Below are 15,924 nucleotides of genomic sequence, written 5' to 3'. Positions count from 1 at the left end.
AATACCCTTTGTGCTTGATTTCGGCGCATTATAACGAATGCTTTCTCAGAAAAGAAATGCTTCATGCACCACGGAAAAGAAAAAATTGCTGGAACAGACGTTGTTTCGCAAGATACGCTTAGTCATGATTTGGCTATTGATTCAAACGCGTGCATAGGAGAACATAACTTTATGTTTCACTTGTTGAGTTACTTTACGGCATGACCTTGTCGCCTATTGATGCAAAGCCGCCTTTCCAAGCTGATTATCAACCAGCCATTAATGAGTTGGTCTCTTTTTTGCGCGCTGGATTAGGAGATCAGCTACATAGTGTCTATCTGTATGGTAGCGTGGCTCGCAAAACTGCGCGTCCTCATCACTCTAATCTAGATGTGATTGTGGTGACTTATGGCTCAATCGAGAATACTCGCACGACATTAATCAATACCATCCGTTGGCGTTTTCAAAAGCGTTTCGCATTCATTACTGATATCAGTTTTAAAACTGCGCAAGTAAAAGAGGTGGCAAGTTTAGACAGTTTATTTTCTTGGGGGTTTTTACTGCGTCACTGTAGCGTTTGTGTCTATGGCGATAACCTCGCAGAATGTTTTGGTGACTATGAACCGAGTTGGGAAATTGCTAAACATTGGAATATGGATGTTGAAGATTGGTTATTGTTCTATCGTGATAAAATCGCGAAAACCAATGATACTGCACAACAAGTTAATGCTCAGCAGACGATTGCTAAAAAATTGCTGCGCGCGAGTTATTCATTAGTCATGTATCAGGACAAAAATTGGTTTGATGATCCACGGCAGTGCGGCGAGCAGTTTTTACGTTATTACCCAGAGAAACAAACCGAGATTGACCGTTTAAAGATTTTATTGAAAGGGCGAGTGATCCCCAAGCGTTCGGTAATTGGTTTATTAGATAGCTTTGGCCCATGGTTAGTAAAACAGTATAAGAAAACTGAATTTAAGATAGGTTAATGCTCTTGGAATTAAAATAACCCGAGTTGCGGCGCGATAATTTGCTCAAACTTACGGTTAATAAAAGGCAGAATGGCATCAGCAACCGGTTTTAACTGCTTATCAATGTAATGCTGATAATCGATAGGGCTCGATAAGTACTGTTTAGGCTCAGGGCCATTAAGTGTCATGCAGTATTCAATCGTGCCTTTGTTTTGATATTGTAAAGCTCGGCCCAAACGCGCATTAATTTCGTCGGCTAGACGAGCGGCGCGCACTTGAGGCGGCACGTTTTTTTGGTACTCGTGCAGCTTGCGTCGTAGCCGCTTTTGGTAGGTCAATTGGTGATCAAACTCTCCAGCCAACGTTTGCTCTACGGTGGTGCGAATATACTCATCGGGCTGCTCATTGTGAAATATCATCCAATACAGTTCAGACTGAAAACGTTGGGCAAGAGGTGTCCAATCGCTGCGGGCGCTCTCTAAGCCTTTAAACACCATTTTTTCCGTGCCGTGTTCACTAGTTAGGCCAGCGTAGCGCTTTTTCGATCCAGTTTCTGAGCCGCGAATGGTCGGCATTAAAAATTTGCGGTAGTGAGTTTCGTACTCTAATTCTAAAAAAGAGCTCAGGGCGTAGGTTTGCTCAAGGTGGGTTGTCCACCATTGGTTAATGTGCGAGACCAAGTCGCGTCCGATTTGGTCAGCTTGTGTTTGGTTAAATGCACCACCTAATGAAACAAAGGTTGAATCGGTATCACCATAAATGACCTGATAACCTTGCGCCTCAATTAACATTTTGGTTTGTTTCATGATTTCGTGGCCACGCATGGTAATACTTGAAGCCAGACGAGTATCAAAAAACCGACAGCCAGAGGATCCAAGTACGCCATAAAAGGAGTTCATGATGATTTTAATCGCTTGCGAAAAGGCAGGTTCATTGTTTTTCTTAGCGATATCCCGTGCGGCCCATAGCGATTCAATCATGGCGGGCAGAAAATGGCGCTGACGATGAAATTGCCCGCCGCGAAACCCCTCTACCGCTTGATGGGATGCCCGGCCAACGTCGATCGTTAACCCTTCAATTAACCCCAGAGGATCAATCAAAAATGAGCGAATGATCGACGGGTAAAGACTCTTAAAATCTAACACTAATACGGAGTCATACAAGCCAGGGCGAGAGTCCATGACATAACCACCTGGGCTAGCCATCCAGTTTTCCGAGTGTAGGTTGGGCGCGATATAACCTGCACGATGGAGTTGAGGCAGGTAGAGGTTTGTAAACGCGGCGACTGAACCGCCAATCCTATCTAGCTCTAATCCGGTTAATCGAGAGCGCTGAATAACAAAGTCTAGTAAATGGGTATGTTGGAAAATCTTCTCGACTAAAATGCAATCTTGCAGATTGTAATGGGCGAGCTGAGGTTTATCTTGTTGGTAAAGGCGATTGATTTCTTCCATTCTATCGTGCGGTTGAGTAATGGCTTTACCTTCTCCTAACAGTTGACGGGATACCGCCTCTAAAGACCAAGAGCGAAACTGATAGGTCGCGGTTTTTAAGGTATCGATTCCATCCAGTACCACGCGTCCGGGAATGGTAATAAAGCCTTGGTTCGTTTGCGCAGCCGATCGAAAGTAACTGGCCTGCTTAGCTCGGCCAAGTTTCAGCTTTAATTTGTGCCACTCGGCACGCTTATGCAGTAAGCGAAAGTCAAAATCAATCACATTCCAGCCAATGATCACATCTGGGTCGTAACGTTGAAACCAATCGACTAACGCACTCAGTAAGTGATATTCATCGGCAACCCATTCGATGGTGGTTTCAGCAGGTTGTGGTTGGCCGACCATGATCACGCGGCTGTCGATGGGGCTATGCAAACCGATGGAGTAGAGCAGGCCTTTTTCGGAGCATTCAATATCTAATGAAACCACATGTAGTTGTGGTAAGTAGTCGGCTTGTCGACATTTCGCTTGCCGAACTTGGCGATAGTTGTCGTAATGAGTTATCGCGCCCGTAAACTCAAGGCTACCTTGAATAAATCGCTCCATTAAATAGCGATCAGCCAGTTTAATATCAGCTTCTAACGTCATGATATCAGCATGCTGGAGCGCTTGGGCCAGTTGAGATGCCTGATGATGGCTAGCAAAATAACAGCCTGCCAGTGGCTGCTGGTTAAAGTCTTTAAGTTGCAGAGGGCGAATATCTACCGTTATCTGTTGCTGAGTCGCGATGGCTTGACAGGCTTGGATCTGTGATTGCTCGATAAAGAAGACCGCTTGTTCACCTTCGATAATCAATTGTGTCGGGCCATGATGGGTTGCCAGCCACAGCTCAATATGACTTTTGCCATTGATATCTCTTGTTTGACGAGTGAGAACAAAACCTGATTCGAGAGTCACGGTCAACCTTATTAATTGAAGCATTGAGATACCCTCTTCCAACGTGAAGTTGCAGGTGTATTGTCAACGTCACGTAGTTTTGGGTTATCACAAAAAAATAGCAGAAGATAATATCATCTTCTGCTATCAGCGTCAGGAGGCGTTGATGTTGGCCTATGTTCATGGGGATGATGAGAACCATCCGTGGCTTCCATCAAAGGCCAGCCTACGGCTGTTCAAATTGTTCTAGACAAATTTATCACTCACTTACCGCCTACCTGCAACTCCAATTGGTTTGGGTATATTGCAAGTTACATTTCGCTCTTAGTAATAAAAATAACCGGTGATTTTTGCGCTGATTTCTTCTTGTTGCCAATGCTGATAGCGAACTTCACTGCGCAGTGCCCAATGGCGAGCAAGACTCCAGTTCCAAGTCACATTAAGCTGGCTATGATGATCAGCATTACTGTTAAATAAAGCTAAGTATTGTCCTTGTAGCCCTAAACGATGCTTATCTGCCGCTTGCCAGAGTAGGCCAGCCTCAATCCCCGCACCAGTAGTGAAACGATAATCGGTCAGTGAACCATGATTGAATGCCAATGATGCTAATCCATAGCCATGCAGACGGTTAGGATCGCCCCACGCTTGTCCATAACCACCTTGCAAAAACCATCGTCCTTGACGTTGTTGTTGACTCGGCTGACGGTCAAAGCCAATTCGCATATTCCATGATGCACTAGAGAATAGATTGTGATTTGGCGCTACCGTCATGGCATCAAGCAGATACAACTTTTCTAAACGAGTGGTGCTATTTTGGTCTTGGCTTAATTGCAGATCCAAAAAGCTAATTTGCGCGCCAGGAATAAAGCCTTGTTGAGCATCTAATAAGTCGTGATAAGCGGCGCGCCATTCAAGGTTTAATGCCGATGGAGTATGGTGCCAATATTGCCCACCAACCCCGAATCGCGCCGAACCATGCCCTTGTTCAGGAGAAAAAGCCGGTATCGGTACAGGCTCAAAAGGTGATGGGGCGTTGATTTGGCTACGCAGTCGTAACAATTTGGTTAGTCGCTGAGCTGTTGGATCGCGTTCCAAGCCTTGATCATACAATTGAAAATTAAGCCACTCATAGGCAAATTCATAAATGGTGGCTAATTCTTGCGCGTTAAATTGGTTAGGATCAGGGAATTGACCTTGGGTCGCCAGTTTTGCTGCTTGAAAAAGCTCTGGAGAGACTTGTTGTGATTGATGAATTAAACGTGTACCGAATGATTCTCGATAACGAGGGGTATCAATCAAGCCTCGTTTAGCTAAGGCGTTGACAGTATCCGATGGAATCGCTTGAAAGGGAAAGTCCTCAACCAGAAAAAGATCATCACGAGCCAATTCCAACAAAGCGAGCAGTTGGTAAGAGCAGTTTTCATCCAAGAAATAGTAATCAAACTCGGCGAGTTGCATTTCCCATAAATGCAGTAGCACTCGCTCGACCTCTTGCGCCGTTAAATTTAGAGGATATTCCCAAATATCTCGTGACTCAATGTCATTGTATTCACGCACTTTACGATAATAAGGCATTACAGTGAATCTGCCCGGATAAAAACCAAACAAACCTTTCATCGCATATAATGCAGGGTTGTCATTGCCTTCGGGTTCGGCGGCAAAATTAATTGCAAACGCGACCAGCTCTTGATGACGAGTTTGATCTTTCGCATCAATTCGTAGCAGGGTATGACCAAACATCGAAGAGGGATTATTCATAAACGCGGTAGGAAAAACCAAGGTCATTCCTGCAGGATCGAGTACGCTGCGCCAATTATCTAACTCGGGACAATTAAGCTGAGCTTTGCGGCCTAATTGGGATTCTATCCATGTAAAACGTGCGGGATAACTGCAACGTGCTTGCTCTGCTATGGCAGGGTCAGAATGATAAAGTTTATCGAGTGTAGCTTGCAATTCGGCCTGTGGATTGGTTTTACCATTAGGTGCAAGGAAAAACGGTGTTGAATCGATGGTACTGCGATATCCTCCCCATCGCGGCAGATAGTGACCTAATTTTAGCCAATAGGGGTGTATCGCGAGCTCCATCGTATTCAGTTCGGAACTGGCTAGTACGGGGCGAGTTAATGCCATACTGAGTAAGAAAAACCCTAAGGAGCGCCAATGGCAACAATGTCTAGCAGAAAGTCTCATACTTATCGTGTTCGTTGGGGGCGAAAATAAATAAAGAGTGCCCTTATCGGGCACTCTAGAGGTAGCTTATTCATCAACCGAAAACTCTACCATTAGATTAGGTTTTCGCTTTGGTCAGGAATAAGCGATTAGATAGTATAAGCAGCAAGGGTTTGATCTTGAGCAACTAAAGCATTTAGATTAGTAAAGACTTCTTGTGAAGTCACGTTTTCAGATTGGAAAACGTTGGCAAAATTTTCTTTTGCTAGTTGATTAAATGCTGCTTTATCAGAAGCTTGAATTCCCCAAACTTCAGAAAGCGTTGCCAGTGTTTCGCCTTCACCACGTGCGATATCACGTGCAAGGTTATCAAGGTTACCATCGATAAATAGCGCAAGTTTTTGGGCAGAATTGATTGTGCCAGTACCATCACAACCTAATGTACCAAAAGTGATACCGAAGGTTTGGTTACCAGAAGTACCGTTAGTGGTTGCCCCCAGTACTTTAAACACTTTACCTTCCTTACCATCAAAGATCATAGTGCCGACACCACAACCAATATCAGAGTCTGCCATGACTGCGTTAGAAAAAGGGAGTGCTACAAGAGCGGCCACTGCGAATAGTTTTTTCATGTTTTATATCCTTAAGATTATCGTTTTAATATCAACCTATTCCAAATAGCGGTACCCGTTTCAATCGGGACAAAGAGTAATGACTCAGTGAGCAAATAATAAACGGTGTATATTCGAAATTAATTGATGGGACTTATAAATATATGAAATTGACTGCATTTTCAATCTAAAGTTACGATGCACTCTCAAAAAACGGTTATTTGGTATGATCTTTGTTCAGTATTAACCTTATTTGTAAAATAAAGGAGTGTTTTTTCATCATCTTCATATCGTGTGGGAATAAGGGAATATATTCTTCAATCATCACCATGATTGCTCTGCTTAATTGGATTTGGTTATGCTTGCTACTGATTGTTTGCTAAATTTAATGTTAGCGATTTATGGTGTTGAGTAGAAACGTTTTAATGAGAGCCTAATTGCCTATTAAACTGCACAGTTTGTAAAAGAAATACTTGCCAAACGTGTGCTTTCGGCACATATTCATTGGCAGCGAGCTAGCCATTTAGGTTAGACTAAGCGGCCATGCTGCATCTTTAAACACGATAAGATGCAGAGCGAATAGATAAGTGTGGAGATACAAGTTTGATAAGTGTTTTCCTTGTAGATGATCACGAGCTGGTTCGCACAGGGATACGACGTATTATTGAAGACGTCCGTGGAATGAACGTAGTAGGGGAAGCGGATAGCGGTGAAGATGCAGTAAAGTGGTGTCGTAGTAATCACACTGATATTGTATTAATGGATATGAATATGCCCGGTATTGGTGGATTGGAAGCCACTAAGAAGATTTTGCGTTTTAATCCAGACGTAAAAATCATTGTGCTCACTATTCATACTGAGAATCCGTTCCCAACCAAAGTGATGCAAGCTGGTGCTGCTGGTTATTTGACCAAAGGTGCCGCGCCCGATGAAATGGTGAACGCTATTCGTATTGTGAATAGTGGCCAGCGATATATTTCTCCTGAAATCGCTCAGCAAATGGCACTAAGCCAATTTTCACCTGCCTCTGAAAATCCGTTTGCTGGTCTATCAGAACGTGAGTTACAAATCATGATGATGATCACTAAAGGCCAAAAAGTAACCGATATTTCTGAGCAACTTAGTCTTAGCCCTAAAACAGTCAATAGTTATCGTTATCGTTTATTTGCCAAACTAGATATCAATGGCGATGTTGAGTTAACTCATTTAGCCATTCGACATGGGATGCTCGATACAGAGAAGTTGTAGTGGCTGATTTCGATTCTGCTTCCTTTTTAAAAAATGTCACCCATCAGCCCGGTGTGTACCGTATGTATAACACTGAGGCTGAGGTGATTTATGTTGGTAAAGCCAAAGATCTTAAAAAGCGACTGTCTAGCTATTTTCGTAGTAAAGTTGATAGTGAAAAGACTCGCGCTTTAGTCAGCCATATCAATAAAATTGACGTCACGGTAACGCATACTGAAACCGAAGCGTTGATCCTCGAACATAACTACATCAAGCAGTATTTACCCAAATATAATGTGTTGCTGCGGGATGATAAATCTTATCCTTATATCTTTATTAGTGCGCACAAGCATCCTCGTCTCTCTTCTCATCGCGGTGCAAAAAAACGCAAAGGTGAGTATTTTGGCCCTTATCCAGATTCTGGTGCGGTGCGAGAAACGTTACACCTGATTCAAAAAATATTTCCAGTGCGGCAATGTGAAGATACCGTGTACAGCAATCGTGTTCGCCCTTGCTTAATGTATCAAATAGGCCGCTGTGCGGCTCCTTGTGTGAGTAGCCTTATTTCTGATGCAGATTATGCCGAGTTAGTGAACTATGTACGGCTGTTCTTGCAAGGAAAAGATAAGCAAGTTTTGGAAGTGTTGGTTCGAAAAATGGAGACGGCTAGTCAAGCATTACGTTTTGAAGATGCGGCAAAGTTTCGTGACCAAATTCAAGCGATTCGCCGTGTCCAAGAACAGCAGTTTGTGGCTGAAGATTCACAAGATGATCTGGATGTGCTTGGTTTTGCGCAAGAAAAAGGGCTCGCTTGTATCCATATTTTAATGATCCGTCAAGGTAAGGTGTTGGGGAGTCGTAGTTTTTTTCCAAAAATTCCAGCCAATACTGAATCGCAAGAAGTATTCGAGAGCTTTTTAAGCCAATATTATCTCAATCATACTGATAGCAGAGTCGTTCCCAGTCGGATCATTCTTAATCAGGGATTACTAAAAGAGACTAAATCATTACAGCAGGCACTGAGTGAATTAGCTGGGCATAACGTTTATTTTCATGTGAATCCGACCGGTACTCGTGGCCGATACTTGAAGTTATCAAACACCAATGCCTTGAGCGCGATGACCAGTAAGCTGAATCATAAGATGACCATTCAGCAGCGTATTAATGAGCTGCAGCGTGTATTAGGTATAGAGAATATAGCTCGTATGGAATGTTTTGATATCTCTCATACTATGGGAGAAAGTACGGTTGCTTCTTGTGTGGTATTTAATCAAGAGGGGCCAATCAAAGCAGAATATCGCCGTTTTAATATCACTGGAATTACTGGCGGTGATGATTACGCAGCCATGGCCCAAGCTTTAGAGCGTCGTTACGCAAAGCAATTGGATGTGGATAAAATTCCGGATGTGATATTTATTGATGGTGGTAAAGGTCAGCTCAATCGCGCGTTACAGATCATTACTCAATGTTGGCAAGATTGGCCGAAGCGGCCACAATTGATTGGTATAGCAAAAGGGATTACTCGTAAACCTGGCCTTGAAACATTAATCACCACTGAGGGCGATGAGTTTCATTTACCCAGTGATGCGCCTGCATTACACCTTATCCAACACATTCGCGACGAAAGCCATAATCACGCTATTACCGGACATCGTGCTAAACGAGGTAAAACACGACGTACCAGTACGTTAGAAGGGATTGAAGGCGTGGGGCCTAAACGTCGGCAAGCTTTATTGAAATACATGGGAGGCTTGCAAGAAATTAAGCGTGCGACTGTTGAAGAAATCGCCAAGGTGCCGGGTATTAGTCACTCTTTAGCAGAAATTATTTATCAAGCATTGAAACCATAGTCAAAATGCAGCACCATTAACGCGCCATTGATCAGAGCCTACTATTATGCGTTTAAATATTCCTAACATCTTGTCGTTGTTGCGACTTTTTCTCATCCCTGTCTTCATCGTTGTTTTTTATTTGCCTTATAGTTGGTCTCCCTTTGCGGCTGCCATGATCTTTTTTGTTGCAGGTTTTACCGATTGGCTAGATGGTATGCTGGCGAGAAAACTTGGCCAAACGTCGCGTTTCGGTGCGTTTATTGATCCGGTTGCTGATAAGGTTCTTGTCGCTACTGCGCTGATTTTGATCACCGAGTATTATCATTCAATATGGATAACCATCCCCGCGGTGACCATGATTGGCCGAGAAATTATTATTTCTGCCTTAAGAGAATGGATGGCTGAAATCGGTAAGCGCGCTAGTGTGGCTGTTTCTTGGATTGGTAAAGTAAAGACCGTCAGCCAAATGTTTGCATTGTGGATTTTGATCTGGCGCTACGACCAATGGATGGTTTGGTTAGGATTTATAGCTCTGTATGTCGCGACTATTTTAACGTATTGGTCTATGGCACAATACTTAGCAGCGGCGAAAAATGATTTGCTAAATGAAGAACATCACTAGAAAAGCGGGCATTGGCCCGTTTTTCTATTTTTGAACACCGACGAGTTGGATGTCTACTGAGCTTGGTTGCGATTATTTTTTTATCACGTGTTTCTTGTTGATTAATTATCGTCGATTACGGATTGATAGCAGCTAATCAAAAATCTAGTAAAAGTAGATTTTTGCTTGTTATGTTCTGGATAAATAGAGACTTTTTGCTAAAAAAATAAACAAAAAAACCATTTTTGAATGCAAAGTAATCAAACGATTCAAAAAGCAAAAAAATTCTATTGACTGATCGCATCGAATCCGTAGAATGCATCCCGTACTCAAGAGCAACGCGATAAAGAAGCAAGCGGTTTGAGTTTCGAAGGCGCGTTGGCAGAGTGGTCATGCAGCGGATTGCAAATCCGTGAACCTCGGTTCGACTCCGGGACGCGCCTCCATTGCGACACTAGCTCAGTTGGTAGAGCGCAACCTTGCCAAGGTTGAGGTCACGAGTTCGAACCTCGTGTGTCGCTCCAAATTATATTAGCATGGCAAAAGCGGTGCTAAATTAAAAAATAAGTGTGCCCTGGTGGTGAAATTGGTAGACACAAGGGATTTAAAATCCCTCGACTTTCGAGTCGTGCCGGTTCAAGTCCGGCCCGGGGCACCATTTTTAAATAGTAATGTGATAAGATCACTTACTTAATGCGACACTAGCTCAGTTGGTAGAGCGCAACCTTGCCAAGGTTGAGGTCACGAGTTCGAACCTCGTGTGTCGCTCCAAAATAAAAAAGCCCAGCCAGAAATGGCTGGGCTTTTTTATTTTAACTATTTTCTGTTGAAAAACTTACGTTTTAATAAACAGTATCATATTCAGATTTGCGGACGTCCGATTGATTGAACTATAGCCTAGAAAATTTATTCAATACTGGAGTAAACAAGCAGTGACTAAGAGACCAGTAGTGAGTAGCCAATATCTTGTTTGTCTTTGATATCTTGTTGAAAAAACTGATAGCAGAATTCACGAAACCAGCGATGTTCAAGTGAGTGATGGTGTTTTGCATGCCAAAGTAAGTAATAATCGTGCCGAGGCAGCTCATAAGGCGTAGGAAAAAGGGTCACTGGGTACACTTGGGCGTATTGAGCGGCGATATGTAATGGTAACGTAACCAAGCAGTCGGTACCAATCATGGTTTCAATGGCAAGGCGAATTGAAGGTAACGTGGCAAAGATCTGACGTTTTTTTCGATAGCGCTGAAATAACGTATCAACTTGTAAGCTTTCCGTATGAAGTCCACTGACTAAAATATGCCTTGCTCGAAAGTAGTCATCAAGTGTGAGTGTTGTATTCTGCTCGATACGCTGTGACCAACGACAGACGACATACTGATCACTGGCTAATTTTTTACCATGTAAATTTTCAGGAACAATAACAGATAATGTGGCTAGTAAATCTACTTGGCTTTCCGCTAACTCGCTGAGTGCACGATCTTGCCATAGTGTTGTATTGAGTCGAGCACTGGGGGCTTGTTGATGAAACTCTCGGCAAAGTTGGGGCAGAATATCTGGTGAAATAAAATGATTGAGCGCGAGATTAAATGGCCGCTGAATTTTATGCACTTCACAATCGGCAGGTTGATAAAGTTGTTCCAGTTGTGTAAATACGGAAGGGAGAAGTGCCAGTAATGATTCTCCCCGTTTGGTTAATATAAATTGCTGTCCTTGCCTGATAAGTAACGGATCCTGAAACTCTTCGCGCAGTTGTTTAAGCGTTTTGCTGATAGCGGGTTGAGTAACGTTCAGTTTTTTAGCAGCATCCGTGAGATTTTTGGTCTCTAATAGAGCATATAGGGTCGGCAGCAATTTATAGTTAGGCATAGTATCCTGATTATAGCTTTTTCATCATCCAAACATCACAACCACCATGTTCAGTACCTTCAAGAGGTTTTGATAGATGCTCAAAACCCAATCGTTCATACAATGCAATGGCTGAAGACATACTAGAAAGGGTATCAAGATAACAGTACTGAAACCCTTGAGATTTAGCAAATTCGAGACAGCGTTCGGCGATGATTCTTCCGCCGCCGTAACCCCGGCTTTTGGCTAGTAAGAACAACTTTTTTAATTCGCAAACACTCCCACTATCTTGAAAAGGTGCTATTCCACCCCCTCCAACAATATCATTATCTAATAGAGCAACAAGATATAGGCTATGCCTATCCTGAGTGTAGTACTTACTCATAGTTAAAACTTCTTCATCAGCAGGTCCAAAACCTTCGCCGACTGCACCAAATTCAGCACCGACTTGTTTAATAATTTGGCAAATTGCAGCGTCGTGTTCTGCTTCAATGGGTAAAACTGTTAATGGCATCATCAACCTCTGGTCATAATCTTTGTGGTTCTAACCATAACGGGCAGCGTCATTTGAACAAAATCAATTTATGACAAAATCACTATAACTAAAAGTTATTTTGCAAGTTCCTAACTTGATGAGTTAGCGATGAATAAACAGGCAAAGAATGAAGGAAATGTGATTTCAATTTGGCTTTGACAGCGGCTTTCGTTACTATGTACAGCTTACTAAAAAACCCAAGAATCCCTTAATTCCCTCACGGGTGCCTTAAGGAAACTGCGCATCAGCAGACGAGGAAACAATGCAACATCTACAACAGATTATTGCTAACGCGACAGCAGCTATTGATGCTGCGGAGTCGTTAGTTGCACTGGATGAAGTGCGTGTTCATTATCTGGGCAAAAAGGGTGAGCTAACTGCTCAACTGCAAAGCCTAGGTAAATTACCACCAGAAGAGCGTCGTACCGCAGGTCAAGAGATCAACGTTGCCAAAGAAACCGTGCAAAAAGCGATTTCACTGCGTAAAGATGCTTTACAACGCGCTGAATTAGAAGCGAAGTTAGCGGCTGAAACGATTGACGTGACTTTACCGGGTCGTCGTATCGATAATGGTGGTTTACACCCAGTCACCCGCACGATTGAACGCATCGAAAACTTTTTTGGTGAATTAGGCTTTAGCGTTGAGTCTGGCCCTGAAGTTGAAGATGCCTTCCATAACTTTGATGCGTTAAATATTGCTGCTGATCATCCGGCGCGTACCGATCACGATACCTTCTTTTTTAATCCTGATTTGATGTTGCGTACTCACACCTCTGGCGTACAGATACGTACTATGGAAAACGGTAAACCACCGTTCCGCTTTATTGCTCCGGGTCGTGTGTATCGTAATGATTATGATCAGACTCATACACCAATGTTCCATCAAGTCGAAGGCATGTTGGTCGATGAAAAGGTTAACTTTGCTCAGCTTAAAGGCATTTTGCACGATTTTCTATGCAACTTCTTTGAAGAAGAAGTTGAAGTGCGTTTCCGTCCTTCTTATTTTCCTTTTACCGAGCCTTCCGCTGAAGTGGATGTGAAAGGTAAGAACGGTAAATGGTTAGAAGTACTGGGTTGCGGTATGGTTCATCCAAATGTATTGCGCAGTGTCGGTATTGACCCTGAGCAGTACTCAGGTTTTGCCTTTGGTATGGGAGTAGAGCGTTTAACGATGTTGCGTTATGGCGTGAACGATCTACGTTCGTTTTTCGAAAACGACCTGCGTTTCCTTAAACAATTCAAGTAATCCAGAGGCTTATCACTATGAAATTTAGCGAATCTTGGCTTCGTGAGTGGGTAAACCCTGCGGTTAGCACTGACGAATTGACCCATCAAATTACTATGGCAGGGTTAGAAGTCGATGACGTCCTCCCTGTTGCTGGCGTGTTTAACGGTGTTAAAGTTGGTCAAGTGGTTGAATGTGGTCAACATCCTGACGCTGATAAACTGCGTATCACTAAAGTTGATGTCGGCGAAGACGAATTACTTGATATCGTTTGTGGCGCGGCTAACTGTCGTCAAGGCTTGAAAGTTGCGGTTGCTACCGTTGGCGCTGTACTGCCAGGTGACTTCAAAATTAAGAAAGCCAAATTACGTGGCCAGCCTTCTCACGGCATGTTGTGCTCATTCTCGGAATTAGGGATTGACATTCAATCTGACGGAATCATGGAATTAGCGCCAGATGCGCCTATTGGTTGTGATTTTCGTGAGTTTTTAGGCCTTAATGATGTCACCATCGATGTAGACCTTACGGCTAACCGTGCTGATTGTTTCAGCTTACGTGGATTGGCGCGTGAAGTGGGTGTACTTAACCGTATGGATATTACTGAGCCATCGGTTGAGCCAGTTTTGGCGTCAATTACCGATACCTTAACAATTGATATCCAAGCACCTGCCGCTTGTCCGCGTTATCTCGGGCGAATTGTCAAAAATGTCAATGTGAACGCTGCGACACCGTTATGGATGCAGGAAAAGTTACGTCGTTGCGGTATTCGTTCGATCGATCCGATTGTCGATATCACTAACTATGTCATGCTAGAGCAAGGTCAGCCAATGCACGCGTTTGATCTGGCAAAGATTGAGGGTGGTATTGTGGTACGTCTTGCTGAGCAAGATGAAAAGTTAATTCTCCTTGATGGCACTGAAGCAACGCTTAATCCAGATACTTTATTGATTGCTGACCATAATAAACCATTGGCGATTGCCGGTGTATTTGGTGGTGAGCATTCTGGGGTAAGTTCAAGCACGCAAGATGTGTTATTAGAGTCGGCTTTCTTCGCGCCAGATCATATTCGCGGACGTGCACGTCGGTATGGTTTACATACGGATTCGTCAATGCGTTTTGAGCGTGGTGTGGATTACGAGTTACAGCAAGCGGCTCTTGAGCGAGCGACCCAACTCCTGATTGATATTTGTGGAGGTCAAGCGGCACCAGTCATCACGGCTCAATCTGATCAGCATCTTCCAAGTGCTAATAAAGTCGCTTTACGTCGTACGACATTGGATAATTTACTTGGCCATACTATCGCCGATGCTGATGTGGTAGAAATTCTACAACGTCTTGGTATGCAAGTAGAAACTACGTCACAAGGTTGGCTGGCGACTGCACCAACTTGGCGTTTTGATATCGCGATCGAGCAAGATTTAGTCGAAGAAGTCGGTCGTATTTATGGCTATAACAATATCCCTAATCAAGCACCTCAAGCAGCATTAAATATGAATGTCCACAAAGAAGCGCGTTTACCGCTCAAGCGTGTGCGTGATTTGTTAGTGGATCGTGGTTATCACGAAGCTATCACTTATAGCTTTGTTGAACCAGAACAGCAAAAACTAGTGGTTCCGAATATAGAACCCCTCATTTTACCAAACCCAATTTCTGCCGATATGTCAGCAATGCGCCTTAGCTTAATCCAAGGCTTGCTGAATACAGTGGTGCACAACCAGAAACGTCAACAGCCGCGCGTACGCTTGTTTGAGCAAGGTTTGCGTTTTATTCCCGATCAAGCTGCTGAAAATGGTATGCGTCAAGAACCTATGCTGGCTGGTGTGATCGCTGGTACTTGTAGTGATGAACATTGGAACATGGAAACGGCTAGCGTTGATTTCTTTGATCTAAAAGGCGATGTAGAAGCAATCCTCGATTTAACTGCGAATGGCCGAGCTTATCAGTTTACTGCAACGCAGCATCCGGCATTGCATCCTGGTCAGGCTGCTGCCATTGTACTAGATGGTAAAGAGATAGGCGTGATTGGTACCGTTCATCCAGAACTTGAGCGTAAATTTGGTTTAAATGGTCGTACTATCGTATTTGAAATCGAATGGTCAGCGATTAATACCAAAGTGATCCCAGAAGCGGTGGCTCTGTCCAAGTTCCCTGCAAATCGTCGTGATATTGCTCTGGTTGTCGATCAAAGTGTTGCTTCTGGGGATGTCGTTGCAACCTGTCAAGCGGCTGGAGGTTCGCTATTACGTGATGCTAAGCTGTTTGATGTTTATATTGGTAAAGGCGTTGAAGATGGTAAGAAGAGCTTAGCTATTGCGCTTATCTTACAATCGTCTGAGCGAACGCTAGAAGATGCGGATATTTCTGCTGCAGTGAACAATATTGTTCAAGCAGTGGCAAACCAATACTCTGCAACGCTGCGAGATTAACCTGGTTCAATACATGCAGTAATACCAAAAAGCAGATCAACGTGATCTGCTTTTTTTAGGTTTAATTTTAGAATTATAAAAACAACAGTATGATTTTTAAGATTATTTACAAAAATTCAAGATCAAGTTCA

At 43.3% G+C, this 15,924-nt stretch carries 11 protein-coding genes and 4 tRNA genes; 10 read left to right on the top strand and 5 right to left on the bottom strand.

The genetic code is table 11. The features are described 5' to 3' along the window. Window positions 1-200: 200 nt before the first annotated feature. Window positions 201-968, top strand: coding sequence for a nucleotidyltransferase domain-containing protein (locus BSR11_RS04310; protein WP_072669238.1), 768 nt, complete (start codon window positions 201-203; stop codon window positions 966-968). A gap of 11 nt (window positions 969-979) precedes the next feature. Here the strand turns inward: BSR11_RS04310 and BSR11_RS04305 are convergent, their stop codons facing one another. From BSR11_RS04305 to BSR11_RS04295, 3 genes are all read right to left on the bottom strand, one after another. Then, entirely contained in the window at window positions 980-3,343 is a 2,364-nt protein-coding gene (locus BSR11_RS04305) for a DNA polymerase II (protein WP_072669237.1), read from the bottom strand. 303 nt (window positions 3,344-3,646) lie between these two features. Next, on the bottom strand, window positions 3,647-5,512 hold the full coding sequence (locus BSR11_RS04300) for an Lnb N-terminal periplasmic domain-containing protein (protein ID WP_072669236.1): 1,866 nt from the start codon (window positions 5,510-5,512) through the stop codon (window positions 3,647-3,649). 128 nt (window positions 5,513-5,640) lie between these two features. Next, window positions 5,641-6,123, bottom strand: a complete 483-nt coding sequence (locus tag BSR11_RS04295; protein WP_072669235.1) for a DUF3015 family protein — start codon at window positions 6,121-6,123, stop codon at window positions 5,641-5,643. Between the two features lie 582 nt (window positions 6,124-6,705). On the opposite strand from BSR11_RS04295, the gene uvrY reads away from it, so the two are divergent. From uvrY to BSR11_RS04260, 7 genes are all read left to right on the top strand, one after another. Next, on the top strand, window positions 6,706-7,350 hold the full coding sequence (gene uvrY, locus BSR11_RS04290; protein ID WP_072669234.1) for a UvrY/SirA/GacA family response regulator transcription factor: 645 nt from the start codon (window positions 6,706-6,708) through the stop codon (window positions 7,348-7,350). Then, window positions 7,350-9,179, top strand: a complete 1,830-nt coding sequence (gene uvrC / locus BSR11_RS04285) for an excinuclease ABC subunit UvrC (RefSeq protein ID WP_072669233.1) — start codon at window positions 7,350-7,352, stop codon at window positions 9,177-9,179. The genes uvrY and uvrC overlap by 1 nt, the downstream gene beginning before the upstream one ends. A 46-nt stretch (window positions 9,180-9,225) precedes the next feature. Next, on the top strand, window positions 9,226-9,783 hold the full coding sequence (gene pgsA, locus BSR11_RS04280) for a CDP-diacylglycerol--glycerol-3-phosphate 3-phosphatidyltransferase (protein WP_072669232.1): 558 nt from the start codon (window positions 9,226-9,228) through the stop codon (window positions 9,781-9,783). 351 nt (window positions 9,784-10,134) lie between these two features. Further along, window positions 10,135-10,208: transfer RNA gene (locus BSR11_RS04275), tRNA-Cys, on the top strand. A 2-nt stretch (window positions 10,209-10,210) separates the two neighbouring features. Further along, a tRNA-Gly gene (locus tag BSR11_RS04270) sits at window positions 10,211-10,286 on the top strand. Between the two features lie 47 nt (window positions 10,287-10,333). After that, window positions 10,334-10,420: transfer RNA gene (locus BSR11_RS04265), tRNA-Leu, on the top strand. Window positions 10,421-10,457: 37 nt separating this feature from the next. Next, window positions 10,458-10,533: transfer RNA gene (locus BSR11_RS04260), tRNA-Gly, on the top strand. 165 nt (window positions 10,534-10,698) lie between these two features. On the opposite strand, the gene BSR11_RS04255 is transcribed toward BSR11_RS04260, so the two are convergent. Together BSR11_RS04255 and BSR11_RS04250 are read right to left on the bottom strand one after the other, a co-directional pair. Then, complete coding sequence (locus tag BSR11_RS04255) at window positions 10,699-11,628, bottom strand: LysR family transcriptional regulator (RefSeq protein WP_072669231.1); 930 nt, start codon at window positions 11,626-11,628, stop codon at window positions 10,699-10,701. Window positions 11,629-11,638: 10 nt separating this feature from the next. After that, entirely contained in the window at window positions 11,639-12,121 is a 483-nt protein-coding gene (locus BSR11_RS04250; protein WP_072669367.1) for a GNAT family N-acetyltransferase, read from the bottom strand. A 283-nt stretch (window positions 12,122-12,404) separates the two neighbouring features. Between BSR11_RS04250 and pheS the strand changes: the two genes are divergently transcribed. Further along, window positions 12,405-13,388 (top strand): phenylalanine--tRNA ligase subunit alpha, encoded by a 984-nt coding sequence (gene pheS / locus BSR11_RS04245; protein WP_004395419.1) that lies wholly within the window; start codon window positions 12,405-12,407, stop codon window positions 13,386-13,388. Between the two features lie 17 nt (window positions 13,389-13,405). Beyond that, window positions 13,406-15,793, top strand: a complete 2,388-nt coding sequence (pheT, locus tag BSR11_RS04240) for a phenylalanine--tRNA ligase subunit beta (RefSeq protein WP_072669230.1) — start codon at window positions 13,406-13,408, stop codon at window positions 15,791-15,793. Window positions 15,794-15,924 lie beyond the last annotated feature (131 nt).

This window comes from Vibrio injensis (assembly GCF_001895205.1).
GTDB lineage: Bacteria > Pseudomonadota > Gammaproteobacteria > Enterobacterales > Vibrionaceae > Vibrio > Vibrio injensis.
This window is presented reverse-complemented; position numbering and strand designations above follow the sequence as displayed.